The 23,949-nt window shown below is 45.5% G+C and carries 24 protein-coding genes, 1 tRNA gene and 1 other annotated feature; of the genes, 14 read left to right on the top strand and 11 right to left on the bottom strand.

The window, feature by feature from the left end:
- Positions 1-4: 4 nt before the first annotated feature.
- The gene (locus AB5123_RS02090; protein WP_117858170.1) at positions 5-1,231 is read right to left on the bottom strand and encodes an O-acetylhomoserine aminocarboxypropyltransferase/cysteine synthase family protein; all 1,227 of its coding nucleotides are present in this window, start codon (positions 1,229-1,231) and stop codon (positions 5-7) included.
- Between the two features lie 286 nt (positions 1,232-1,517).
- Between AB5123_RS02090 and AB5123_RS02085 the strand changes: the two genes are divergently transcribed.
- Together AB5123_RS02085 and AB5123_RS02080 are read left to right on the top strand one after the other, a co-directional pair.
- On the top strand, positions 1,518-1,970 hold the full coding sequence (locus AB5123_RS02085) for an Rrf2 family transcriptional regulator (protein ID WP_117865194.1): 453 nt from the start codon (positions 1,518-1,520) through the stop codon (positions 1,968-1,970).
- Positions 1,971-2,041: 71 nt separating this feature from the next.
- Positions 2,042-2,941 (top strand): FAD-dependent oxidoreductase, encoded by a 900-nt coding sequence (locus tag AB5123_RS02080; protein WP_337812227.1) that lies wholly within the window; start codon positions 2,042-2,044, stop codon positions 2,939-2,941.
- A 98-nt stretch (positions 2,942-3,039) separates the two neighbouring features.
- Here the strand turns inward: AB5123_RS02080 and AB5123_RS02075 are convergent, their stop codons facing one another.
- Positions 3,040-3,945: a LysR family transcriptional regulator gene (locus AB5123_RS02075; RefSeq protein WP_022288190.1), complete on the bottom strand. Its 906-nt coding sequence runs from the start codon at positions 3,943-3,945 to the stop codon at positions 3,040-3,042.
- Between the two features lie 275 nt (positions 3,946-4,220).
- Between AB5123_RS02075 and AB5123_RS02070 the strand changes: the two genes are divergently transcribed.
- From AB5123_RS02070 to AB5123_RS02015, 12 genes are all read left to right on the top strand, one after another.
- On the top strand, positions 4,221-4,916 hold the full coding sequence (locus tag AB5123_RS02070; RefSeq protein WP_022288191.1) for a F0F1 ATP synthase subunit A: 696 nt from the start codon (positions 4,221-4,223) through the stop codon (positions 4,914-4,916).
- Between the two features lie 27 nt (positions 4,917-4,943).
- Complete coding sequence (gene atpE / locus AB5123_RS02065) at positions 4,944-5,162, top strand: ATP synthase F0 subunit C (protein WP_022288193.1); 219 nt, start codon at positions 4,944-4,946, stop codon at positions 5,160-5,162.
- 47 nt (positions 5,163-5,209) lie between these two features.
- Positions 5,210-5,428 (top strand): ATP synthase F0 subunit C, encoded by a 219-nt coding sequence (atpE, locus tag AB5123_RS02060; protein WP_022288193.1) that lies wholly within the window; start codon positions 5,210-5,212, stop codon positions 5,426-5,428.
- A gap of 34 nt (positions 5,429-5,462) precedes the next feature.
- Entirely contained in the window at positions 5,463-5,948 is a 486-nt protein-coding gene (gene atpF / locus AB5123_RS02055) for a F0F1 ATP synthase subunit B (protein WP_046441676.1), read from the top strand.
- A complete protein-coding gene (atpH, locus tag AB5123_RS02050; protein ID WP_038672505.1) occupies positions 5,945-6,451 on the top strand; it encodes an ATP synthase F1 subunit delta in 507 nt (168 codons plus the stop codon). The genes atpF and atpH overlap by 4 nt, the downstream gene beginning before the upstream one ends.
- Positions 6,448-7,962: a F0F1 ATP synthase subunit alpha gene (gene atpA / locus AB5123_RS02045; protein WP_333632093.1), complete on the top strand. Its 1,515-nt coding sequence runs from the start codon at positions 6,448-6,450 to the stop codon at positions 7,960-7,962. Before atpH ends, atpA begins: the two co-directional genes overlap by 4 nt.
- Positions 7,963-7,991: 29 nt before the next feature.
- Positions 7,992-8,876: an ATP synthase F1 subunit gamma gene (gene atpG, locus AB5123_RS02040; protein ID WP_337812225.1), complete on the top strand. Its 885-nt coding sequence runs from the start codon at positions 7,992-7,994 to the stop codon at positions 8,874-8,876.
- Positions 8,877-8,904: 28 nt separating this feature from the next.
- Positions 8,905-10,299 (top strand): F0F1 ATP synthase subunit beta, encoded by a 1,395-nt coding sequence (gene atpD, locus AB5123_RS02035; RefSeq protein ID WP_138336522.1) that lies wholly within the window; start codon positions 8,905-8,907, stop codon positions 10,297-10,299.
- A 27-nt stretch (positions 10,300-10,326) separates the two neighbouring features.
- A complete protein-coding gene (locus AB5123_RS02030) occupies positions 10,327-10,752 on the top strand; it encodes a F0F1 ATP synthase subunit epsilon (protein ID WP_117891383.1) in 426 nt (141 codons plus the stop codon).
- A 64-nt stretch (positions 10,753-10,816) separates the two neighbouring features.
- Positions 10,817-10,950: a sequence feature (ribosomal protein L10 leader region), on the top strand.
- A gap of 42 nt (positions 10,951-10,992) precedes the next feature.
- A complete protein-coding gene (gene rplJ / locus AB5123_RS02025; protein WP_022288200.1) occupies positions 10,993-11,502 on the top strand; it encodes a 50S ribosomal protein L10 in 510 nt (169 codons plus the stop codon).
- A 66-nt stretch (positions 11,503-11,568) separates the two neighbouring features.
- On the top strand, positions 11,569-11,940 hold the full coding sequence (gene rplL, locus AB5123_RS02020) for a 50S ribosomal protein L7/L12 (RefSeq protein WP_022288201.1): 372 nt from the start codon (positions 11,569-11,571) through the stop codon (positions 11,938-11,940).
- 337 nt (positions 11,941-12,277) lie between these two features.
- Positions 12,278-12,361: transfer RNA gene (locus AB5123_RS02015), tRNA-Leu, on the top strand.
- 114 nt (positions 12,362-12,475) lie between these two features.
- On the opposite strand, the gene AB5123_RS02010 is transcribed toward AB5123_RS02015, so the two are convergent.
- The 9 genes from AB5123_RS02010 to AB5123_RS01970 are packed head-to-tail and all read right to left on the bottom strand — an operon-like array spanning position 12,476 to position 23,940.
- Complete coding sequence (locus AB5123_RS02010; protein WP_337812160.1) at positions 12,476-13,846, bottom strand: MATE family efflux transporter; 1,371 nt, start codon at positions 13,844-13,846, stop codon at positions 12,476-12,478.
- Positions 13,836-15,590, bottom strand: a complete 1,755-nt coding sequence (locus tag AB5123_RS02005) for an adenine deaminase C-terminal domain-containing protein (protein WP_278945320.1) — start codon at positions 15,588-15,590, stop codon at positions 13,836-13,838. Before AB5123_RS02005 ends, AB5123_RS02010 begins: the two co-directional genes overlap by 11 nt.
- Before the next feature lie 28 nt (positions 15,591-15,618).
- Positions 15,619-16,716 carry an agmatinase gene (speB, locus tag AB5123_RS02000; protein WP_051706745.1) on the bottom strand — a complete coding sequence of 366 codons (1,098 nt, stop codon included), beginning with the start codon at positions 16,714-16,716 and terminating at the stop codon, positions 15,619-15,621.
- A 2-nt stretch (positions 16,717-16,718) separates the two neighbouring features.
- A complete protein-coding gene (locus tag AB5123_RS01995; protein ID WP_117923536.1) occupies positions 16,719-17,618 on the bottom strand; it encodes a MerR family transcriptional regulator in 900 nt (299 codons plus the stop codon).
- A 32-nt stretch (positions 17,619-17,650) separates the two neighbouring features.
- A complete protein-coding gene (locus AB5123_RS01990; RefSeq protein WP_046441119.1) occupies positions 17,651-19,321 on the bottom strand; it encodes an ammonium transporter in 1,671 nt (556 codons plus the stop codon).
- A 29-nt stretch (positions 19,322-19,350) separates the two neighbouring features.
- Positions 19,351-20,985: an ABC transporter substrate-binding protein gene (locus AB5123_RS01985; protein ID WP_117891340.1), complete on the bottom strand. Its 1,635-nt coding sequence runs from the start codon at positions 20,983-20,985 to the stop codon at positions 19,351-19,353.
- Between the two features lie 28 nt (positions 20,986-21,013).
- Positions 21,014-22,033, bottom strand: a complete 1,020-nt coding sequence (locus tag AB5123_RS01980; protein ID WP_051706747.1) for an ABC transporter ATP-binding protein — start codon at positions 22,031-22,033, stop codon at positions 21,014-21,016.
- Positions 22,030-23,025 (bottom strand): ABC transporter ATP-binding protein, encoded by a 996-nt coding sequence (locus AB5123_RS01975; protein WP_022286942.1) that lies wholly within the window; start codon positions 23,023-23,025, stop codon positions 22,030-22,032. Before AB5123_RS01975 ends, AB5123_RS01980 begins: the two co-directional genes overlap by 4 nt.
- A 3-nt stretch (positions 23,026-23,028) precedes the next feature.
- Positions 23,029-23,940 (bottom strand): ABC transporter permease, encoded by a 912-nt coding sequence (locus tag AB5123_RS01970; protein WP_117864141.1) that lies wholly within the window; start codon positions 23,938-23,940, stop codon positions 23,029-23,031.
- Between the last annotated feature and the right edge of the window lie 9 nt (positions 23,941-23,949).

Below are 23,949 nucleotides of genomic sequence, written 5' to 3'. Positions count from 1 at the left end.
CCTCCTAAAGTTTTTCTATGGACTGTTTAAAGTCCTCGATCAGATCCGATGCGTCCTCTATTCCGACGCTTATTCTAATTGTGTCGCCGAACACGCCTGCGTTTATCTTCTGCTCCTCGCTTCCGTGAGCGTAGATCGTACTTGCAGGGTGTATGACCAGCGTTCTTGTATCTCCGATATTAGTTGCATTTGTTGCAAGCTTCAAGCCGTTTATAAGCTTGAAGGCTCTTTCCTTAGAGCCTGCTCTTATGGTGAGTATAGCACCACCCTTGCCGCCAAGTTCTTCCTGACAAAGGTCATAGAACGGGCTGGCTTTCAGTGCAGGATAGTTCACTTCAATGCCCTCACAGCTTTCAAAAAACTCCGCAAGCTTCAAAGCGTTATGGCAACATCGCTCCATTCTAAGTCCCAGTGTTTCAAGTCCCACGCTGTTCATAAATGCGTTCATTGGAGCAAGACAGCCACCCACGTTTCTCCATATGCCGTTTCTCAGCTTTGCGATATAAGCAAACTTCCCGAATTTCTTATATTCTGCCAACCCCTTGAATTTGTCATAATCCCATTTGAAGTTTCCGCTGTCGATTATAACGCCGCTTATGGAATTTCCTCCGCCGTTTATATACTTTGACGTGGAATGTACCACGATATCAGCACCGTAGTCAAATGGATTTATAAGATAAGGTGTAGCCGTTGTACTGTCAAGAATAAACACTGCACCGTTTTCATGGGCAAGGTCAGCCACCGACTTTATATCAACTATTTCAAGATTAGGGTTTCCGATAAGCTCGGCAAAGACCGCTTTGGTCTTACTATTTATAATAGGGGCTATTTCCTCTTTTGTAACGTGCTTTACGAACTTGGTCTTGATACCGAATGCCGCAAGGTCACCGAAAAGGTCGATAGTGCCACCGAAAAGTCCTGCACCGCATATGATCTCGTCCCCTGCTTCAAGAATGTTCAGAAGCGACATTGTAACAGCCGCCATGCCTGATGAACAAGCCACTGCGCCAACACCTTTTTCAAGGGTATTCATTCGGTTCTCAAAAGCCGCCACTGTCGGATTGCTTATTCTTGTGTAAGCATATCCCGGTGCTTTATTATTGAATACTTTTTCAAGCTGCTCAGCCGACTCCTGCGCAAAGGCACTCACCTGATATATCGGAGTGAGCGTTGAGCCTGTTGTTTTCTCAGGTCCAAATCCGCCATGGAGCAATTTTGTATTGAATTTCAAAGGAAACGCCCCCTGTTTTCTTATTATATAGCTATCACCGCAAGCCTGTCAAGGTGCGATGTTCTTTGTTACTGTAGATATTATACAACATAAATCATATAAAGTCAATAGGATTACTATAGATTTAACATTTCTTTTAAATTATGCCCTTATTTTTATGAAGACTCTTGACAGTTTGCTCAAAAAAGTATAAAATATATTATGTTGATAGGATTACTATGAATAATAGGACAAGTATAAAAAGCATGAGAGATGACAAGATTGTCATTTCTAGGGAGGTGCAGAAATGAAAATTTCAACAAAAGTAGAATGTGGCATAATTGCCATCGCAGACATTGCAATGAACTCAGAAAACGGCGAAACAGTGACAGTATACAGCGTGGCAGAAAGACGTGGACTTTCAGGAAAATATCTTGAGCAGGTGCTTACTTCTCTGAGGCAGGCAAGGCTCATAAAAGGCATAAAAGGCTCTAGGGGCGGATATATACTCAACAAAAAGCCAGAGAAGATAACACTCAAAGAAATAATCGACGCTCTCGACCCATCGGTGCTTGGAAGCGATGTTGCGGTAGTAAATGACGAAAACACAGAATTTGCACAGGTGCTTGACGATTATATATGGCTGAGATTAGAGAACAAGCTCAAAAGCTACACTGAGTCTATCACCCTCAGACAGCTCGTTGACTTCTATAATAAAGAGTCAGCAGAGAACGTTTCAGAGCCTATGTATTATATCTGATTGACAAAAGTCGGTTTTCATTTTATAATTAGGGACAGAGAGTGTATACTATATATAAAGGATGTGTTTTTATGTATGACGTTATAATAATAGGCAGTGGTCCTGCGGGGCTTACTGCAGCGATATATGCAGGCAGAGCAATGCTTTCCGCACTGGTGTGTGAAAAGGACTACATGGGTACAGGTCAGATATCTGTTACAGACAAAGTTGAGAACTACCCTGGTCTTTACGGCATAAACGGCTATGACCTTGGAGAAAAGTTCAGAGAGCAGGCTGAAACTCTTGGAGCTGAGTTTTATGAGGGTGAGGCTGAGAGCTTTGAGAAAACAGCCGAGGGCTGGAAGGTCATATTCAAGGACGGCTCTGTAAAAGAAGGAAAAACGGTTATTTACACCGCAGGCACTTCATATCGTCATCTTGACGTGGCAGGCGGTGAGAAACAGCGCATTTCTTACTGCGCAGTATGCGACGGCTTCTTCTATAAGGATAAAGTTGTGGCTGTTGTGGGCGGAGGAGATACTGCACTTGGTGACGCACTTTATCTTTCAAAGCTTGCAAAAACTGTTTACCTTATCCACAGACGTGACGAGTTCAGAGCAAATAAAGCTTTGCAGAAAAAGGTCGCTGAAACAGATAATATCGTGCCTGTTATGAGTGCAGTTATAAAAGAGGTAACAGGCGGCGAAAATGCAGAGGGCGTTACCTATACGCAAAACGACGAGAAAAAGAACATTGCCGTGGACGGAGTGTTCTGCGCAATCGGAAGCGTGCCGAATACACAAGCTTTAGAGGGCGTTTGCGAGCTTGACGAAAGCGGATATGTGAAAGCTGGCGAGGATGGGATCACCACTGCAAAGGGTCTTTTTGTGGCAGGAGATGTCCGTACTACACCTCTCAGGCAGGTAATAACAGCAGCGGCAGACGGTGCAAACGCACTTTCTTCTGCGGAAAAATATATAATGGAGCTGTAAAAAGCAAAACAAAGCGGTGTCGGAGCGTAAAACTCTGCACCGCTTTGTTCTATTCTATAGCACAAAAAGGACGCTGTCACCAACGCCCCAAATTGCTTTTATATATTCACGCTTTCCTTTTCAAGCAGGCTGTCTATAAACCTCTGTACAGGTTCCGGAGTTTCATACTGGGAAGCCGTCACCGCACATATGCTCCTTGGCGGTATCTGCTCTTTTGTGTTCACCCTGAAGATGTTCCCTGCCTCTATCTCCGCCTTGGTGGTGGCATACTGCATGAAGCCTATGCCAAGATTGTTCTTCACCATTGGCATTACAAAGTTTATGGAGGTAAGCTCAATATCAGGTCTTAACAGCAGGTTGTGCTGTCTGAATATATGGTCAAGATAGTTTCGGGTGGTGGTGGTGTTTTTAAGACAGATAAGAGGATATTTCACAAGCTCATGCAGGGATATCTCCTTGTCTTTAAGATAGGAAAAACCGTTTCCTGCGGCAACGATATCCTGAAGTTTCTTTATGACGTTTATGTTCAGCCCCGTTTTGTCTGCAAACGGCGAGGTAACTACCGCCACGTCTATTAGATTTGCCCTCAACGCTTCTATAGCGTCAGGGGTTGACATACTGTCTATCTTTATCTGTATCTTCGGGTGTTCTCTGTGAAACTCTACTATTCGGTCGATAAGAAAGCTTTGCAGTGCCACCTCGCTTCCTCCAAGCCTTACTATCGCCCTGTCACGCTCGCTTATCAGCGCAAGCTCCTCCTCTGCCGAGAATATATGCTTGCAGGCTATGGATATATGCTTAAAGAGCATCTCTCCGCCCGTTGTTAGCTCTACGCCCTTTTTTGACCGCACAAAAAGCTTGCACCCAAGCTCGTCCTCAAGATTTTTTACGCATCGGCTTATGCTCGGCTGCGACAAAAACAGATAGTTCGCCGCCATTGTTATGTTCTGGAACTTTGCCACATAATAGAATATCTTATAATGCTCGAAATTTATCTCTCTCATAAACCGTTTCTCTCCTCTCTATCCATACACTATGAGTATGTTTACAATAGAAAATATCTATTTGACATATGCTTATGATTGTATTATAATATATTCGTAGACAAAAAGCAAGTCTTACATCACTGCGCCCATAGGGGGACGCATACAAAAAATGTTTTATCATGATAAAATCAATGACGATTGCATTCGACCGCTGGGGGGTGAACGGTAAGGACCTTATTCTACCCTTATGAGGCTGGCATTCTTATTGGTTTTATTTTTTTGGAGGTGATAAAATGCTGGAGAGAATTTCCGAAAATCTTTCCGAGGCTATGCAAAACAAAGTAGCTTTCAGGATACCGATTTTCGGAGGTATACCCGTTCCTGTGTCCTGCGTGGTAACATGGATAATAATGGCGATACTTGTGATAGCTTCAATACTTCTCACAAGAAACCTTAAACTTATCCCTGACAGGAAACAGATGATGCTTGAATCATTCGTAGGCTTTCTCAGAGATTTCTTCAGAGAACAGCTGGGAGAAAAGGGTATGGCGTATTTTCCGTTCCTTGCAACTGTCATTATCTACATAGGCTTTGCGAACATCATCGGTCTGCTGGGCTTTACACCGCCTACAAAAGACTTGAATGTTACCGCAGGACTTGCGATCATGAGCATTGTGCTTGTGGAGGTTGCAGGAATAAGAGCAAAAGGAACGAAGGGCTGGCTGAAAAGCTTTGCCAAACCTGTGGCGATAATCGCTCCGCTGAATGTAATGGAGCTTGTTATCAGACCGCTGTCGCTTTGTATGCGACTTTTCGGAAACGTGCTTGCGTCTTATATCATCATGGAGCTTATCGACGCCGTTTGCCCGATAGTGATACCGCTGGCATTCTCGGCATACTTTGATATTTTCGACGGCTTCATTCAGGCATATGTTTTCGTGTTCCTCACGTCCCTGTTCATAAATGAAGCAATAGAGGACGACGACTAAGATAACAGAAATTCGGAGGTATGATCTATGTTAGTAGCAATAGGTGCGGCTGTAGCCGTTATTACAGGTATAGGTGCAGGTATCGGAATCGGTCTTGCAACAGGAAAAGCAACAGAGTCTATCGCAAGACAGCCTGAGGCAAAAAAGGATATAAGAAGCTCACTGCTTCTCGGCTGCGCACTTGCAGAAGCAACAGCTATCTACGGCCTTATCGTAGCTATCCTTATCATCTTCTTCCTGAAGTAAGAGAATAAGCGTAGAAAAGTAAAAGAATAAAAACGGAGGTATATATCATGTTAGTAGCAATTGGTGCGGCTGTAGCCGTTATTACAGGTATAGGCGCAGGTATCGGAATCGGTCTTGCAACAGGAAAAGCAACAGAGTCTATCGCAAGACAGCCTGAAGCTAAAAAGGATATAAGAAGCTCGCTGCTTCTCGGCTGCGCACTTGCAGAGGCGACCGCTATTTACGGTCTTATCGTAGCTATCCTTATCATCTTCTTCCTGAAGTAATAAAACAAAACATCTTTATGAAAGGAGCATAGCTATGATAAGTCTTGATATAAGTTTGGTATGGGTAATAATAAATCTGCTGGTACTGTATCTGCTCCTTAAAAAGTTTCTTTTCAAGCCCGTGTGCAAAATGATGGACGAGAGGTCTGCAAAGATACAAAGCGACCTTGACGGTGCGGCACAGGCTAAGGCGGACGCTGAAAAAATAAAAGCTGACTATGAAGCTGAGATAGCCGACGCACACAGTCAGGCTGTTGAGATAACAAACAAGGCTAAAGCACAGGCAGGCAGAGAATGCGACCTTATGCTTGAAAATGCAAGAGCCGAGTCTGCTAAGATAATGAAAGAAGCTGAAAAGTCCATTGCAAACGAAAAGGAAAAGGCTATGGACGACGCAAAATACCAGATCGCAGACCTTGCTATACTGGCAGCTGCTAAGGTCATTAAGAAAAATGTGGGAGGCGACTCCGACAGAGAAACTGTTGATGAATTTCTCTCCGAGGTAGGTGCTGCCAAATGATCTTTTATCCCGAGGAAGTCTGCGGCAGAGTGCTTTTTGAGCTTTCGCCAAAGGCTGAGAGCGTAAAGGCTTCAAGAGAGCTTTTTGAAAGCTGTGACGAGCTTAAGGACGCTCTTGCAAGCCCTGCTGTGGAAATAAAGGAAAAGGAGAAAGTTATAGACAGGCTTTTTCCTGAGGACATGAGAAACTTTCTCAAGGTCATGTGTCAGTGGGGTCACATGGATAACATCATGGACATTTTTGACGCATATGACGATGAAGTCCTCAAAAGCAAAAATATACTTAAAGCTGAGCTTTACTGCGTCTGCCCGCCTGAAAAGGCACAGACGGATAAAATAAAAGAAACGCTGAAAAAGAAATACGGCGTGAGCGATGTTCTGCTGGAAGTGAATACCGACGAAGCCCTCATGGGCGGCTATCGTCTTGAAGTGAACGGGGTCGAGTATGACAAGAGCGTTCAGGGTATGATAAAAGCTTTGCAGAACAGGATATCAGGGAGGTGAACGGCTTGGCAGGTTCAAGCAGAAGCGATATTATCTCGGTGCTTAAAAGTGAGATAGCTGACTTTGAGGCGAAAACTCAGGTCAACGAAACAGGCAGGATAATATCCATAAATGACGGTATCGTAAATATTTACGGTCTTAATCATGCAATGTATGGTGAGCTTGTTGAATTTGAAACAGGCGTTAAAGGAATAGTTCAGAATGTGGAAAGAAAAACTCTCGGCTGCGTTCTTCTTGGCTCTGACCATGGTCTTACGGAAGGTTCAAAGGTAGTCAGAACAAAGAAAAGGGCAGGTGTCGGCGTTGGCGAAAAGCTTTTGGGCAGAGTTGTTGACGCTCTGGGCGCTCCTATCGACGGCATGGGCGAGATAGAGTATGACGATTATTACCCTATCGAGCGTGAAGCCGCAGGCGTTTGCAACAGAAAGTCTGTTACAGTGCCTCTGGAAACAGGTATACTTTCTATCGACTCAATGTTCCCTATCGGCAGAGGTCAGCGTGAGCTTATCATAGGCGACCGTCAGACAGGTAAAACTTCCATTGCTCTTGATACCATTCTTAACCAAAAGGGCAAGGATATGATATGCGTATATGTGGCTATCGGACAAAAAGCTTCCACAGTCGCAAAGTTCGTTGAGGATCTTAAAAAGCATGGTGCTATGGATTACACCATAGTTGTAACAGCTATGGCCAGCGACCTTGCGCCTTTGCAGTACATATGCCCATACGCAGGCACAGCAATGGCTGAATATTTCATGGATAAGGGCAAGGACGTTCTTATAGTATACGATGACCTTTCAAAGCACGCAGTTGCATACAGAGCAATGAGCCTGCTTCTGAAACGTTCTCCGGGACGTGAGGCTTACCCTGGAGATGTATTCTATCTTCATTCAAGACTTCTGGAGCGTTCATGCAGACTTGACGACGCTCACGGCGGCGGTTCTATCACTGCCCTGCCTATAATCGAAACACAGGCAGGCGACGTTTCCGCATATATCCCTACAAACGTTATTTCTATCACAGACGGACAGATATTCCTTGAAACAGAGCTGTTCTTCTCAGGCGTAAGACCTGCTGTAAACGTTGGTCTTTCAGTATCCCGTGTAGGCGGTGCGGCACAGACCAAGATAGTAAAGAAAGTATCAGGCAATCTGCGTATCGACCTTGCGCAGTTCAGAGAAATGGAAGTGTTCACACAGTTCAGCTCTGAGCTTGATAAGACAACGCAGGAGCTTCTCGACCATGGTCACAGGCTCGTTGAGATACTTAAACAGCCGCTCTATCACCCTTATTCAATGCACGAGGAGGTAATTATCCTCTGTTGCGCACAGCATAAGCTTTTGCTTGACGTGCCTGTTAAGGAGATAAGAAAATTCACTCTCGATATGCTTTCCTACTTTGAGGCAAATCACAGCGATATAATTGCCGAGATAAATGACAAGAAGGTCATGACAGACGAGCTTGACGCAAAGATAGTTGCTGCCGCAAAGGAATTTAAGCAGGGCAGATAAAGGCTCTGCACCGAAAGGAGGCATAAGGCATGGCAGGAATGAGAGAGATAAGAGAAAGGATCGCAAGCGTAAGCGAGATCATGAAGATCACAAACGCTATGTACCTTATCTCTTCCTCAAATCTGAAAAAAGCCAAGAAAAGGCTTGAAAACACCGAGCCTTACTTTGAAAAGCTCCAATCTACCATTCACCACATACTGCTCCACACACCTGAGTTCGAGCACAAGTATTTCGACCAGCGTGAGGAGAAAAAGCCTGAGGACAAAATGATAGGCTACATAGTGGTAACAGCCGACAAGGGTCTGGCAGGAGCTTATAACCACAACGTTTTAAAGCTTGCAGAGCAGGAAATGGCTAAGCACAAGAACACCTGCCTTTTCGTTGTGGGACAGATCGGAAGACATTATTTTTCAAGAAAGAACGTGACTATCGACGCCGAGTTCCTTTACACGGCTCAAAATCCTACCCTTTACAGGGCGAGGGCGATCGCCGAAACTGTCACAGATCTTTTTGAGAGAAAATATCTTGACGAGGTTTATGTTATTTACACCAAGATGATAAATTCCATGGATATGGAGCCTGAGATGCTCAAGCTTTTTCCGCTGGAGCGTGAGGACTTTGAACACCCTCTGCAAAAGCAGGATCACGATATCGTGACGTTCAGACCAAGTCCTGAAAAGGTAATGGATCATCTTGTGCCGAACTACATGAAAGGTCTTATATTCGGCGTTTTGGTAGAGGCGTTCTCCAGTGAGCAGAATACCAGAATGACCGCCATGAGCGGTGCTACCACAAGTGCTTCGGAGATGATAAAGGAGCTGTCATTGCAGTATAACCGAGCAAGACAGGCGGCTATCACACAGGAGATAACCGAGATCGTCAGCGGAGCAAATGCTCAAAAGGACGAGAGTTAAGGCTTTCGGGAAAGGTGTTGAGATTAAAATGGAAAAAGGAAAGATCGTTGAAATAATGGGACCTGTCGTTGACGTTGAATTTGAAAACGGCAAGCTACCTATGATAAAGGACGCTCTTACTGTACAGCTTGACGGCAAGACAAAGGTCATGGAAGTGGCTCAGCAGCTTGGCAACAACACTGTCAGAGCTATCATGCTTGCTTCAAGCGACGGACTTGAAAAGGATATGGAGGTCACTGCCACAGGCGCTTGCATAAAAGTTCCTGTAGGCGACGCTACCCTTGGAAGAATGTTCAATGTCCTTGGTGAGAGCATTGACGGCGGCGAGCCTGTCAAGGCTGATGATTATTGGGAGATACACAGAGAGCCGCCAAAATTTGAAGATCAGAAGCCTGCAACAGAGATCCTTGAAACAGGCATAAAGGTAATAGACCTTCTTGCGCCATATGCAAAGGGCGGTAAAATAGGTCTGTTCGGCGGTGCAGGCGTTGGTAAAACTGTGCTTATTCAGGAGCTTATCACAAACGTTGCCACAGAGCATGGCGGATATTCCATATTCACAGGCGTTGGAGAGCGTTCAAGAGAGGGCAATGACCTATGGCACGAAATGACAGATTCAGGCGTTATCAAAAAGACAGCCCTAGTGTTCGGTCAGATGAACGAGCCACCAGGATCAAGAATGAGAGTTGCTCAGACAGGACTTACAATGGCTGAGTATTTCAGAGATAAGGAACATCAGGACGTACTGCTTTTCATAGACAACATATTCAGATTCGTTCAGGCAGGCTCTGAGGTATCTGCACTTCTTGGCAGAATGCCGTCAGCCGTTGGTTATCAGCCTACCCTCGCAAACGAAATGGGCGCTTTGCAGGAGCGTATCGCTTCCACAAAGCAGGGCTCTATCACATCTGTTCAGGCTGTATACGTCCCTGCGGACGACCTGACAGACCCTGCACCTGCTATCACGTTCTCGCATCTTGACGCAACAACGGTGCTTTCAAGAAAGATAGTTGAACAGGGTATCTATCCTGCCGTTGACCCACTGGAGTCAACTTCAAGAATACTTGAGCCTGACGTAGTAGGTCAGGAGCATTACGAAGTTGCAAGAAAGACTCAGGAACTTTTGCAGAAGTACAAGGAACTTCAGGATATCATTTCTATCCTGGGCATGGAGGAGCTTGATGACGCCGACAAGACGGCTGTTTACAGAGCAAGAAAGATACAGAAATTCCTTTCACAGCCTTTCCATGTTGCAGAGAACTTCACAGGCATAGAGGGCAAATATGTTCCTCTGAAAGAAACGATCAGAGGCTTCAAGAAGATCATCGACGGCGAAATGGACAAATATCCAGAGGCTGCATTCCTTAACGCAGGCACTATCGACGATGTTATCGAAAAGGCTAAACAGCTTGAAAACGAGTGATGACCCTCACCGAAAGGAGAAGCTGAAATGGTAAAGACATTCAAGCTTGAAATACTTGCCAGCGACCACGTTTTCTATTCGGGAGAATGTGACGAGCTTATATTCCCGGGTCAGGACGGCTCTTTCGGAATACTGCCTAATCATCAGCCCATGATAACCTGTCTTAACGCAGGTGAGCTGCGTTACAGAACGGGCGACCAGTGGCACTATGCGGTGGTAAGCGACGGTTTTGTGGAGATAATGCCGTCATATGTGACGCTTCTTGCGGACACTGTGGAACGTCCTGAGGAGATAGACGAAAAGCGTGCGGAAGCCGCCAAGGAGAGAGCTGAGGAGAAGCTCAGGCAGAAGCAGAGCATTTCAGAATATTATCACACGCAGGCGGCTCTCAGCAAGGCTGTGGCAAGGCTTAAGATATCAAGCAAGTATAACAAGCACAAGATAAATATTTAAGTTCACAAAAAGTTTACATCAAAAGCATAACAGACTCTTGACAAAAGGTCAAGGGTCTGTTATAATATTAGAGCATTCGTATCTAAAGACAGTTGGCAGCAGGAAACTGCGGAAGTCCAGCCGAGGAAAGGAATAGCAAAGTAATTATGACTTTGTATCTCTTTTGTCTTGCGACGAAAGGGATTTTTTCTTTTGTTAGTTTACGGTTTGCGTAAATTAGTTCAAAGAGGTGAAATTGAAATGCCAAGCGAAAAGACATTGTCCGCTAAGAAGGAAAGAGTTGCACAGCTCGTTGAAATGCTCAAGAACTCTGCTGCAGGCGTACTCGTTGATTACAAGGGTATCACTGTTGAAGAGGATACAAAGCTCAGAAAAGAGCTGAGAGAGGCTGGCGTAAGTTATTTCGTTGAGAAGAACACTATCCTGAGATTTGCTCTTAAGGAAGCTGGTCTTGACGGTATCACAAACGTACTCGAGGGTACAACAGCTATCGCTATCTCTAACGACGACCAGACAGCTCCTGCAAGAATACTCGGTAAGTTTGCTGAGGACTGCAAGGACGAAAAGTTCTTCCTCAAGGCTGGTTACATTGGTGAGGACGTTTACGATGAGGCAGGCGTTAAGGCTCTCTCGAAGATCCCTTCAAGAGAAACTCTGCTCGCACAGCTGGTTGGTTCCCTTCAGGGTCCTATCCAGAAGCTTGCCGCAACACTTCAGGCTGTTGTGGACAAGGACAACGAGGCTGCATAATTTATATGCTGCTTAACGAATGGGCTTTGACCCGAAAAATTATTTAATAAAAAGGAGATTTTTATCATGGCTTCAGAGAAGATTATGAATTTTGTAGAAGAGATCAAGAAACTTTCCGTTCTCGAGCTTTCAGAGCTTGTTGACGCTATCCAGGAAGAATTCGGTGTAACAGCAGCTGTTGCTGCTGCTCCAGCTGCTGGTGCTGCTGGCGCTGCTGCTGAGGAGAAGACAGAGTTTGACGTAGTTCTGACTTCATTCGGCGATGCTAAGATGGCTGTTATCAAGGCTGTTAAGGAGATCACAGGTCTTGGTCTTAAGGAGTCTAAGGAACTCGTTGAGAGTGCTCCTAAGGCTATCAAGGAAGGTGCTTCAAAGGCTGACGCTGAGGAGATCAAGACAAAGCTTGAGGCTGCTGGCGCTTCTGTTGAGCTCAAGTAATTCTGAGTTTACACAAATAATTAAAGGACTTCGTAATGAAGTCCTTTTTTTGTTGAAAAAATTCATAATGAGTGAAACTGTTTTGTATAGGTGGAACAGCTCAATTTCCGCTTTGGTTTAGAATATCTAGCCCAACAGAACTGTTATACCGCCTGACTGATTTGTCAATAGCGGAGTTTAACCATATACAAATAAGTATGTAATATGTATATTTATAAATAGTCGATTTTTTTTGAAAAAAAGCCTTGACAATAGAAAAAATAAATGCTATAATAATTAAGCTGAATGACACGGAACACAAACAGAACGAAAGAGTTCAGCGAAAAGAATAGCAAATGCGGCAGTGCTGGAATTGGCAGACAGGCACGTTTGAGGGGCGTGTGTCCTTGACGTACGGGTTCAAGTCCCGTTTGCCGCACCAAGTTAGAAAGCTTGCAAATCCTTTATTTATGAGGGTTTGCGAGTTTTTTGTTTTACAATAAAAACAGCTTCCGAACAGCCGCTGACAACTGCTCGGAAGCTAATGCTTTACCTATCATATATCGCTTATCCCTGCACTATCTTTCTTCTTGCACATGATCCTATACCCCACTCTCCCGTAAATAAAACTCAGAACCCAGCCTGCCGGCATTGACAGCCATACTGCCGATACGCCTATGACCGATACTAGAGCGTAGGTGAAAATAATTCGGAACGTGAGATTTATTATGCTTCCGGATAAAAACAGCTTCAAACACCCAAGCCCCCTTAACATTCCGTTGAAGCTTGAATTTATTCCCATTATTATATAACAAAGCGCAAGGTCTGTCATGTAGCCCATGCCTGTTTCTATGGCGGAAGCTGAGGAGCTTGACAAGTCCATAAAAAAGCCCAAAAATCGCCGTCTGAGAAGCATTATCACTGCAAATTCTATCACCGCTATGCCTGCGCATAACAGCACGCTCGCCTTGTAGCCCTCTCTGATACGCTCTTTTTTGCCTGCCCCAAGATTTTGTGCTGTGTAGGTGGATACCGCATTTCCGCAAGCTATGAACGGCATTATCGCAAAGGAGTCTATCTTTGAAGCCGCCGTGTACCCTGCAAGCACGTCCGAGCCAAAGGGATTGACAGCAGACTGCACAATTAACATTCCCACCGACACCACTGACTGCTGTATCACCGATACTGCCGCATAGGACGACATCTCTTTTAACACTGCCCCCGAAAAGAAGCTGAACTCTGCTCTTTCATGGTCTTTTATGTATACCTTGTCAGTAAGAAGCAGAAACGATATCACTGCCGATACTCCCTGAGCAATGAAAGTCGCCCATGCCGCACCTGATACGCCCATGGAAAATCCCCCTACAAACAAAAGGTCAAGCCCTATGTTCAGCAAAGAGGACATCACAAGCAGATGAAAAGGCGTCTTTGAGTTGCCAAGAGCACTAAATACCGACGCTTGCACGTTGTAAAGAAACATAAACGGCATACCTAAGGAATATATCCGCAGATAGTTTGCGGCGTCATTTATGATATTCTGAGGCGTTTTCAGAAGTCTTAAAAGCGGCATACTAAGCACCACCCCAAGAACCGCTATCAACGCTGCGACCATAAGTGAAAATATCAGCACAGTGGAAATGCCCGTCTTGACCTTTGACTTGTTTCCAGCACCGCAGTATTTCGCTATAAGCACCGATGTTCCTATGCCCGTACCGGTTGCAACGGCTATCATGACCATTGTCACTGCAAAGGAAACTCCCACCGCCGCAAGAACTTCGTCACCATTTATCTTGCCCACTATTATGGTGTCCATGGTGTTGTAAAGCTGTTGAAAAAGGTTTGCAAATATAAGAGGCTGTGCAAATCGGAATATTATTTTCTTAGGGTCGCCCTCTGTCATTATTACATTTTCTGGCTTATTCTTCAAATTCTTCACCGCCTGTGAATGTGGGTATGTATCTTTGCTGATTTACGTCAAAAAGCCCTTTTTCCGTCAGCCCCACCTCTGGGATAGTCTGACACAGCGACACTGTAAGCACCACCGTCATACGCTGTATGTTTCCGCCTGTGAGGGCAAGGGCTTCTCTGAAAGCTTTCTGTGCCTTTATCTCGCCTGTGATGTTTTCACCGCTTAGTATGCCTGCCACAGGAAGGGAGTAAAGTCCTGCCACCTTACCGTCAATAGCCATAGCCGCACCGCCGCCGTTCGCTTCAACAGCTTTCACAGCGCAAAGCATATCCGCAGGGTCAACGCCCGATACAACGACATTATTGCTCTCCTGAGCAAAGCTTGCGGCAACAGCTCCCCTTTTAATGCCAAGACCTTTTATAAAGCCACTTCCTATCTCACCACTCCTGCCGAAACGCTCCACAACGAATATGGGCAGAATATCGGCTTTTGTATCACCGCATACAATGCCGTTGCTGACTTCAAGCCTGCCTTTTACAAGCCTTGTGACTATGCCACCCTCGGGCATTTCAATTGCATTTGCAGTAACATAGCCCCTCTCAAAGCCTGCTTTTATCTCAAAAGAATGGCTGTCAAGCCCTCTGGGCAATATCACAGTGTTTTTAAGCTCAGGATAGCAAGTTATATCAAACTCATGCCTGCAAAGAAACTCGCCGTTTTCAGCCACAAGCCTGCCCTGATGATAGACCTTTTTCACTGTCACATTTTCAAGGCTATCCATAAGCAGAAAATTCGCCTTTTTTGAGGGAGCGACCGAGCCTATGATATCGTCAACACCATAGTGCCTTGCGACGTTGAGAGTTGCCATTTTTATTGCTGACACAGGGGAAATACCGCATTTCACTGCAATGCGCAGAGCATTATCTATACAGCCGTTTTCCTTTATATCCTCCGCAGACTTGTCATCAGTGCAGAACATTATATCGTCCGTAGGGATATGATTTTTTACTATCCCCTCGCAAAGAGTTCGGCAGTTCGGCTCTATAGTTCCCTCTCTTACCAACACCGCCATTCCGCAGGCTAGCCGCTGCTCAAGGTCGCTTATGCTTTCGCACTCATGGTCGTCACAAAGCCCGGCGCAAGCCGCCTGCTGAACATCACGAAATCCCATTGACGGACAGTGACCGTTCACCTTTACACCTGCCCTTTTTGCCGCACCGAGAAGCTTTATTATCTCCTCATTCCCGACCACAGCACCGCTTATCTCACCCACAGTTTTCGCCCTGCACTCTTTGATAACATTGGTGATATCGTCTTGCGTTTTCAGAGTAGAAAGATACTGCGAAGAAAGCTGCAAAAAGCTCTCTATGGGCATTTCCCCAAGCATTTCACATATAGCTTTTATGCCCTTAAGATCAAGAGTATTCGACATCTGCATAGGGTCAAAGAATACACAGCCCGTTCCGTGTGGCACTGCGCCCTCGCAGTATGCAAAAGGCGTGAGCTTTGAGGACTCTATGTGCATATGAGCGTCGATAAAAGAAGGCGCAAGATACATTTCTCTGCAATCAATAAACTCTGTTGCTCTAGGCTCAAAGTCAGGGCAAACTGCGGCGATAATGCCGTTTTTTATCCCCACCGAGCCGCTGTCTATTATCCGTTCTCTGTAAACGTCAACTATCATTGCGTTGTAAAAATAAATATCAAAAGGCAGCTTACCCTTAGCCGCCAGTATAAGTTCCTTTAGCTGCCGATCATTCATAAGCTGCCTCTTTCAGATACAAATATTATCAGTGTTTATATAGCGACTTGTTCAGCGCAAGATTGCAAAGCACATTGATTATACATCTTGACGCCGCAAGTGAAGTTATCTCGCTCACATCAAACGGAGGAGATACCTCCACAACGTCCATTCCACAGATACCGGGAGCTGTCACGAGCTTGAGAAGCCTTAAAAGCTCTCTCGGGAGCATACCACCAAAATCAGGTGTGCCAGTACCCGGGCAGAAAGCAGCTTCCAGAACGTCTATATCAAGGCTCACATACACTGCCTTACAGCCCTTCCATGCGATATCGAGGGCAAGCTCTGCCACCTTGTCGATACCATACTTGTCTATATCCTCCATTGAGATCGCAGTACAGCCGCTGTCACGGGTGAATTTTGACCATGACTTGCAGCAGTTTCCGCCTATGCCTATCTGCACAAGATTTTTTGCGCTGAGGTTAGGCAGGTGAGTGGAATGATACCATTCTGTGCCGTGCATTTTTTCGTCCATTTGGATAGCGTCGCAATCGCTGTGGCGGTCGATATGGATAACGCCGATATTGCCGTCGATATACTTTGAAATGCCCCTGAGCGTAGGGAAAGTGGTAGAGTGGTCGCCTCCAAGAACGATAGGCGTTACCCCCTGAGAGAATATATAGCCTATGCCCTTTGTTATCTGGTCGAAAGTCTTTTCGGCATTTGCAGGAAGTGTGTAGATATCTCCTGCGTCGCAAAGCTTTATGTTTTCGTATAGATCAACGCCATAGTCAGGGTTGAAAGGGGATATCTGCGAAGAAGCGTGTCTTATGCCGGCAGGGCCAAGTCTTGTGCCTGAGCGGTTTGACGCTCCGCTGTCATATGGGATACCCACCACTGCAACGTCATATTCCGACACCTTATGGATATCCTCGCAGAAAGGACTTCTGAGAAAAGTTTCGTGGCTTGTGTATGTAGGGCCGAGATTTGTTCTTGCAAAACAGCTCATGCCCTCGCTTTTAATGCTGTCCGCAGGCTCTAATCCAAGCTCAACGGCTCTCTTTGCCATTGTAGGAAATCTTGTGTTGCCAAATTCATCAAATCTTGCCGCCGTTTTCATGGCGTGCAGTTCATTTCTGTCTATCATGATCATTTCTCCCTGCTTTCTTTTATAAGCGGAAACTGAAGCTCCGCAATAGTTTCATCACTGTTGTCCGTAAGGGTTATGTCTATACGGTATATCATCACCCCGACGCTTCCAAGGGTGTAGCCATGCTCCTGTGCAAGACAGCGCATTTTCATTATAAGCTCACCGAAATAGCTGTAGCAATTCCTGTGAAAAGCGCAAACGTATTTTCCTCCTGCCACTGTTGTGAAGCTTTCCTTGTCAGCCTGATCTGCCGAGCAGAACACCATAGGGCAGACCTCGGAATCCATACCGTCAGGGTCAACTGAGTTTTTTATGGTCATTGCCACCTTATCAGTGGCAAGCACAGGTGAAGTTCCGCCTATAGCCTCCTCAAGCTTCATAAACTCTATACCAGTGAGATTTGTCCTGAACTTGTTGCTCTCCCCTTTGAGGGCATATCGTTCAGGAAGCTCCTTTATAACAGGGTCGTCAAGCTTGAAGTCTGTGTTGTTAAGCTCTCTGATAAATTTAAGCTTTTCTTTCAGCACACAGCTTATTTCAAGCTTATCCGCTATCTCCTGCTGTAAAAGCTCATAACGCTGTCTGAGAACACGCTCGGACTTTTCAAGGTTTCTGTCGCTGAAATAGTCCTCTATTTCTTTCAGTGATAAGTTCAGCCTGCGAAGCTCTTTTATAGTGCCAAGCTTTTCACACTGCTGTGCCGAATAAAACCTCCGCCCTGTGAGCTTGTCAACATAGTCAGGTCTTAAAAGCCCTATCTTATCGTAATATCTAAGCCGTTCGGTAGGTATGTTTCGATACTTTGCTATCTCGGTTATGCTCAGAAGCTTTTCCCCATTCGGGACAAGCTGTCCGTTTTCGTCTGTATAAAACACAGTGTATTTCATATCATCAGTCATATCTTGTCCACCATTCCAATTATTATGGCAGCTTATTCAAGAGCCTGCTCGTCCTCTGCCCCTGTTCTTATCTTCACAACGTTTGCAACGTCATAAACAAATATCTTTCCGTCGCCTATCTTGCCCGTATAAAGCACCTTTCTGATAGTGTCGATAAGAAGTCCAAGAGGAACAGTGCTTATAACTATCTCCACCTTTATCTTAGGCAGAAGCCTTGATTCAAGCTCAGAGCCTCTGTAAAGCTCAGTGCTTCCTTTTTGTATTCCACAGCCGCTCACCTGCGTAACTGTCATACCTGTTATATCAAGCTTATCCAAAGCATTTTTCAGCATCTCGAACTTTGCGACGTTCATAAGAACGACCACCTTGTGCATCTTTCCGTCCGCCTTGTAGTCAGAAGCGTTAAGCTCTGAGGCTTCGTCTATAGCCCTCACCTTTGAAGGCTCGTCAGCGGCAGCGGTGATGAACTGAGCAGTGTTGAGAAGATCCGCATAACTGCTTGAAAGTCCATGCTCGCACTTGTCAAGACCAACTATCTCTGTGTTCTCGCTAACTCTCAGACCCATTGTTTTCTTTATCACTGTGAACACTATCACCATAATAAGCGCTGTCCATGCCGCCACTGAAAGCACGCCTGCAAGCTGTATAAGCAGATCCTTCGGGCTGCCTGAATATATAAGACCGCTTTTCTTTGCGAAAACGCCCGTCATAAGCGTTCCCCATGCTCCGCAAAGACCGTGAACACTTACCGCACCCACAGGATCGTCAGCCTTTAGCTTTGTTATAAGCTCAACACCAAACACCATTACAAAGCCTGCTGTTATGCCGATAAAGAATGCTCCTCCTGCCGAAACTGTGTCACAGCCTGCGGTTGAAGCCACAAGTCCTGCAAGTGCTCCGTTAAGGGTCATTGTCACGTCAGGTTTGCCGTAGCGCACCCATGTGATGAACATTGCAGCTATTGCGCAAGCCGCCGCAGATATGTTTGTGTTAAAAAAGATATCCCCAAGCTTTGCCGCCGCATTGTCGCCCTGAGCGGTGAGAAGCGAGCCACCGTTAAATCCGAACCAGCCTATCCACAAAATGAATATGCCCAAAGCTCCGATAGTGAGATTATGTCCCGGTATGGCTCTCGCCTTGCCGTTTTTATCAAACTTGCCTATCCTTGCTCCCACAAGCAGCGCACCTATAAGTGCAGTAGTTCCGCCAACAACGTGAACGGCAGTTCCGCCTGCGAAATCGTGGAAGCCTATACTTTTGAGCCAGCCTGCACTGTTCCATATCCAGTGACCTGTTATAGGATAAACTATTCCGCTCATAACAGCCGAATATGTAAGATAAGCCTTGAACTTTGTTCTGCCAGCCATTGCTCCTGAAACTATAGTCGTGGCAGTTGAACAAAAGACAGTTGCGAACATAAGGAACACTCGCTTAGGCAGATCTCCTGCGGCTGCAAACTTTCCTGCTGCGAACAGGCTTGGCGTTCCGATAAATCCTCCTATGGAGTCGCCATACAAAAAGCTGAAGCCGATAACCCAGAAAAGAACAGAGCCTATGCAGTAATCCATAAGGTTTTTCATTATTATGTTGCCTGCATTTTTTGCTCTGGTGAAGCCTGTTTCCAGCATTGCAAAGCCTGCCTGCATAAAGAATATCAAAGCTGTGCAGAGAAGAACCCACACGGTATCCAGAGATGAATACATTATCGCACTTCCTTTTTTCATATTATTTCTTATTTTGCCACATGAACGTCTGCGTAACTGAAGTTATACCAGAACATCGGACTTGGGTCATATGTGAACTTGTCGCTTACTGCGTAAACATCAGATGATGTGTATAGTCCAAGGTAAGGGCACTCATCAGCAAATATCTTATATGCGTCAGTATAGTAACCCATTTTCTCAGCGTCGTCTGTTGTCTGAGCCGCCTTGTCAAGAAGTCCGTCTGCTTCTGTGCTTGTCCAAAGTGTTTCATTCGTTCCGCCCTCGCAAGCGTTAGAGCCTGCATATAATGTCTTTAACATTCCCATAGGGTCAAGGAAATCTGACATCATGTATGTGCCGACTGCGTTGTAATATCTCTCGCCGTTATCCTTTGTCTTGTAGCCGAACATATAGCTGAAGATATCGCTGTCAGGCACTTCCACAAGATTCATTGTGATAGAGCCGCTTGCGTCTACCATTGACTTGAGAAGCTCAGCCTGCTTCTGCGTCTGTGAAGTCGTATAGAAATCAAACTCAAAGCCGTCAGGATACTTTGACTTTGCAAGACATTCCTTTACCTTGTCATAATCCTGAGTATAAACATCGCTTTCGGCGATAGTTGAATCCCACTTATCCTTATCCATATACATCATGGATTCGCTCATTGGAACAACAGCCGACTGCTTTGCATAATCGCCGCCGATAGTTGTTGTTATCTGAGAACGGTCGATACAATATGCAACAGCCTTTCTTGCCCACTCGTCATCAAAAGGCTTTGAAGCTGTGTTGAATGCGATATAGTTTGAAGTCGTTCCCTCGCATGAGAGGATATTGAAGTTCTGACAGCTCTGATATACAGACATAACGCTGTTTGACATACCCTCGACAAAGTCTATCTGTCCGCCCTTTGCCGCAAGTGCTAATGCGCTTTCGTCCTCGATAACGTAATATTCTACCTTGTCGATATCGAGAGTATCAGGGTCGCCCCACCAGTTTTCGTTCTTTTCAAGAACTATCTCGCTTCCTGATGACCATGAAGAAAGCTTGTAAGGACCTGTGCCGACAGTCTTTCCGTCAGCAGTGCCGTACTTGTCGCCTTGCTCCTCTGTTACAGACTTCTCGACTATAGTGCAGGCTGATGTTGCAGGAACATACTGCCATGATGAGTCAGGCTGCTTAAGATGAACTGTCAGCGTCCAAGTATCGTTGTCGGCTTCAAAGCTGTCAACGTTTGCAAAAAGATAGCTCATATAATAGTTGTCTTCTGTTACTCTGTTAAGAGAATAAAGCACATCGTCCATTGTCATTTCATTGCCGTCTGAGAACTTTACTCCCTGTCTTATCTTGTATGTGTATGTAGTATCGTCAACCTGCTCCCAGGATTCTGCAAGGGCGGGCTCAACTGTTGTGCCGTCATGTGAGAAGTTAAGAAGCGTGTCATAGCAGTCATAACCTGTGAGAGTTGCTGCCACGATAGTGAAGTCGGCAGGGTCAAATGATGACGGCTCCTGAGTATAGCCTACTCTGAGAACTGTCTCTGAATTTCCTCCTGAAGAACCTGAGCCTGAACCGGAACCCGTGTTGTTGAAGCAGCCTGTCATACAGCTTGAAACTGTTATTGCCAATGCAGCAGCGGCCGCGATCTTGCGTGAGAATTTTTTCATGATAACTTTCCTTTCTTCAAAAGATTTATTACATATCCGAAGCAGTCTTGCTGCGGTCAATGCCTAGTGGGAAATGACAGGCAACGTAATGCCCGTTTCCAATGTCTTTGAGCTTTGGCGTGCGGTTGTCGCACAAGCCCTCTTTGAAATATCTGCACCTGCCTGCAAAGCGACAGCCCTCGGGGATATCCACTGCGTTCGGTATATCTCCCTCCAGCAGGATATGCTTCTTATTTTCAAGAGGATGTTCCTTTGGCTTTGCTGAAATAAGTGCCTGAGTGTAAGGGTGAGCAACGCTGTTATATACCTGCTCCACCGTACCCATTTCCATTACCGCTCCCAGATATACCACCGCTATCCTGTCGCAAACGTGACGGACAACGTTCAGATCATGGGAGATAAAAAGTATCGTCTGCCCTTTATCCTCTTTCAGGTCGAGCATAAGATTCAATATCTGCGCCTGCACAGAAACGTCAAGTGCCGAAACAGGCTCGTCTGCAAGAATGAAATCAGGCTCCAGCATAAGCGCCCTTGCTATTGCAAGCCTTTGGAGCTGACCGCCCGAAAGGTCTTTAGGATATCTTGTGAGCAAGTCCTCCGGAAGCGCTATATACTCCATAAGCTGTTTTATCCTCGCCTTGTAGACCTCAGGCTTTATCTTATGCACCTTTGCAGATTCTTCAAGGCTAAAGCGTATAGTCTTTTTCGGGTCAAAGGAAGCAAGAGGGTTTTGAAAGACCATTTGCATTCTTGAACGCAGCTCCTGCTGTTCCTTGCGGCTCACATGAGTTATGTTTTTGCCGTCAAAATATATCTCGCCTGAATCAACGTCGATAAGCTTCAGAACGCATCTTCCTATGGTTGATTTGCCCGAGCCGCTCTCGCCTATTATGCCGAATATCTCGCCTTTGTAGATATCAAAGCTAACATCATCAACGGCGTGGATATATCTTGTCTTTGCCTTTGCAAGCTTGTAATTGTCAAGGCAGAAATACTTTTTCAGATCTCTGACGCTTATAAAAGGCTGTCTGTCTTTTTCTTTGCTCATTGTGATGTCACCTCCCGCCACTTGAAGCAAGCTGTGCTGTGTCCCTCAGACACATTTTCTGTAACAGGCACGCAGCTTCTGCATTTATCGTCAGCATACTTACATCTTGGTGCAAAGGCACAGCCCTTGAACTTTTCATACAGAAGCGGAGGACTGCCAGGTATGCTTTTCATTCTTTTTTCTGTGTCGCTCTCTCTTGGATTGCTTTCAAGGAGCGCCTTTGTGTATGGGTGAGCAGGGTGGTCGAAAATATCCACAACGCTTGCGGTCTCAACAGCCTTTCCTGCATACATTACAGTTACGCTGTCGCAAATCTCAGCCACAACACCAAGGTTGTGAGTGATGAATATTACCGACGTTCCGCTTTCCTGCTGGAGCTTTTTTATAAGCTTTAGTATCTGCGCCTGTATAGTAACATCAAGCGCCGTGGTAGGTTCGTCTGCAATAAGAAGCTTCGGCTCGCATATAAGAGCCATTGCTATCATTATTCTCTGTAACATTCCTCCGCTCATTTCAAACGGATACTGCTCGTATCTTTTCTCCGCAGGTGTTATGCCTATCTTTTCAAACATCTCGATGACCTTTTCTCTTGCTTCACGGCGATTTAAGTTTTTCTTCGCCCTTAGCATTTCTGCTATCTGCTCGCCTGCTTTCATGATAGGGTCAAGGGAAGTCATAGGGTCTTGGAATATCATTGCGGCTGTGCTGCCCCTGAAATCACGGAGCTGCTTTTTGCTCATTGCAAGAACGTCTTTCTCGCCGCTGTCATCTCTTATGTAGATATCTCCTGCATATCTGGTGGTCTCCTCGTTATGGAGCCTTATGACCGACTTTGATGTTACGCTTTTTCCGCAGCCGCTCTCGCCCACGATACCATGTATCTCCCCTTGCTTCACTTCAAGGTCAACGCCCTGAACGGCGTATACGATACCTCTAACTGTCATAAAGTCTACAGAAAGGTCTTTTATTTCAAGAACGTTTCCTTTTTTCATCTTTTACGCCTCCCCGTTTGCCTTAACTGCTGAAAGCTTCTTTATGCCGTGTTTCTTTTCGTATTTCTTGAATGACGGAAGCTTTCTTGATGACGGGTCGAGATAGTTCTGAACACCGTCGCTGAAAAGGTTTATGGATACTGTTACAAGTATTACGCATATTGCAGGTATAAAAAGCAGTGCCGAGCTATTATAAAGGTTGCCCATGCCGTCACGGAGAAGCGTTCCCCAGTCGGCATTCGGAGCCTGAACACCAAGTCCCAGAAAACTCAGAGTCGCCATTGATGTGATAGCTGTACCGATATCAAGTGTGAACTGCGATATCATAGGTGTGATGATGTTCGGCAGGATATGCACGAAAATTATCCTTGCGTCTGAAAAGCCCATTGATTTGCAGGCTTCAACATACACCGCCTTTTTCTCTGTCATTATCATTGATCTTGCGGTCTTTGTTGTAAGAGGGATATAAGAAATGCCTATGGCGATGATACCTGTCATCATGCCCTTTCCCATTACCGCAATAAGGATAAAGGAAAGAAGAAGTGGCGGTATTGCACTTATAACGTCCCACACCCTCATTACGATACTGTCAAGAGGACCTCTGTAGTATCCGCAGATAAGCCCAAGAGGAACACCTATTACTACCTCTATGGCAACTATAAGAAAGGCATTCAGAATGGAAGTTCTTGCACTGCATATGAGCCTTGAAAAAAGATCTCTGCCAAGTCCGTCAGTTCCGAAAATGTGTCCCTCAGAAAAGGCGGGTGCATATATGGCATTCACGTCTGTGGCAAGAGGGTCATACGGTGCGATAACGCTTGCAAAGAGCGATACGAAAACTATGACCGCAAGGAATATTCCCGTCACCGCCACAACAGGTGTGAAAAACGTTCCTGCTTTATTTTTCTTCTTCATTAAAAATCC

Origin of the sequence: Ruminococcus sp. RTP21204st1_B2_RTP21204_210225, assembly GCF_040914135.1 — a bacterium.
GTDB lineage: Bacteria > Bacillota > Clostridia > Oscillospirales > Ruminococcaceae > Hominimerdicola > Hominimerdicola aceti.
This window is presented reverse-complemented; position numbering and strand designations above follow the sequence as displayed.

What these genes read in the sequence shown, in the direction of transcription:
- AB5123_RS01995 (WP_117923536.1), bottom strand. Translation starts at nt 17,618, where the DNA reads ATGACTGATGATATGAAATACACTGTGTTTTATACAGACGAAAACGGA.
- AB5123_RS01990 (WP_046441119.1), bottom strand. Translation starts at nt 19,321, where the DNA reads ATGTATTCATCTCTGGATACCGTGTGGGTTCTTCTCTGCACAGCTTTG.
- atpG (WP_337812225.1), top strand. Translation starts at nt 7,992, where the DNA reads ATGGCAGGAATGAGAGAGATAAGAGAAAGGATCGCAAGCGTAAGCGAG.
- atpE (WP_022288193.1), top strand. Translation starts at nt 5,210, where the DNA reads ATGTTAGTAGCAATTGGTGCGGCTGTAGCCGTTATTACAGGTATAGGC.
- AB5123_RS02005 (WP_278945320.1), bottom strand. Translation starts at nt 15,590, where the DNA reads ATGAATGATCGGCAGCTAAAGGAACTTATACTGGCGGCTAAGGGTAAG.
- atpF (WP_046441676.1), top strand. Translation starts at nt 5,463, where the DNA reads ATGATAAGTCTTGATATAAGTTTGGTATGGGTAATAATAAATCTGCTG.
- atpD (WP_138336522.1), top strand. Translation starts at nt 8,905, where the DNA reads ATGGAAAAAGGAAAGATCGTTGAAATAATGGGACCTGTCGTTGACGTT.
- AB5123_RS02075 (WP_022288190.1), bottom strand. Translation starts at nt 3,945, where the DNA reads ATGAGAGAGATAAATTTCGAGCATTATAAGATATTCTATTATGTGGCA.
- rplL (WP_022288201.1), top strand. Translation starts at nt 11,569, where the DNA reads ATGGCTTCAGAGAAGATTATGAATTTTGTAGAAGAGATCAAGAAACTT.
- AB5123_RS02080 (WP_337812227.1), top strand. Translation starts at nt 2,042, where the DNA reads ATGTATGACGTTATAATAATAGGCAGTGGTCCTGCGGGGCTTACTGCA.
- speB (WP_051706745.1), bottom strand. Translation starts at nt 16,716, where the DNA reads ATGATAGACAGAAATGAACTGCACGCCATGAAAACGGCGGCAAGATTT.
- AB5123_RS02070 (WP_022288191.1), top strand. Translation starts at nt 4,221, where the DNA reads ATGCTGGAGAGAATTTCCGAAAATCTTTCCGAGGCTATGCAAAACAAA.
- AB5123_RS01980 (WP_051706747.1), bottom strand. Translation starts at nt 22,033, where the DNA reads ATGAGCAAAGAAAAAGACAGACAGCCTTTTATAAGCGTCAGAGATCTG.
- rplJ (WP_022288200.1), top strand. Translation starts at nt 10,993, where the DNA reads ATGCCAAGCGAAAAGACATTGTCCGCTAAGAAGGAAAGAGTTGCACAG.
- AB5123_RS01985 (WP_117891340.1), bottom strand. Translation starts at nt 20,985, where the DNA reads ATGAAAAAATTCTCACGCAAGATCGCGGCCGCTGCTGCATTGGCAATA.
- atpH (WP_038672505.1), top strand. Translation starts at nt 5,945, where the DNA reads ATGATCTTTTATCCCGAGGAAGTCTGCGGCAGAGTGCTTTTTGAGCTT.
- atpE (WP_022288193.1), top strand. Translation starts at nt 4,944, where the DNA reads ATGTTAGTAGCAATAGGTGCGGCTGTAGCCGTTATTACAGGTATAGGT.
- AB5123_RS01970 (WP_117864141.1), bottom strand. Translation starts at nt 23,940, where the DNA reads ATGAAGAAGAAAAATAAAGCAGGAACGTTTTTCACACCTGTTGTGGCG.
- AB5123_RS01975 (WP_022286942.1), bottom strand. Translation starts at nt 23,025, where the DNA reads ATGAAAAAAGGAAACGTTCTTGAAATAAAAGACCTTTCTGTAGACTTT.
- AB5123_RS02030 (WP_117891383.1), top strand. Translation starts at nt 10,327, where the DNA reads ATGGTAAAGACATTCAAGCTTGAAATACTTGCCAGCGACCACGTTTTC.
- AB5123_RS02085 (WP_117865194.1), top strand. Translation starts at nt 1,518, where the DNA reads ATGAAAATTTCAACAAAAGTAGAATGTGGCATAATTGCCATCGCAGAC.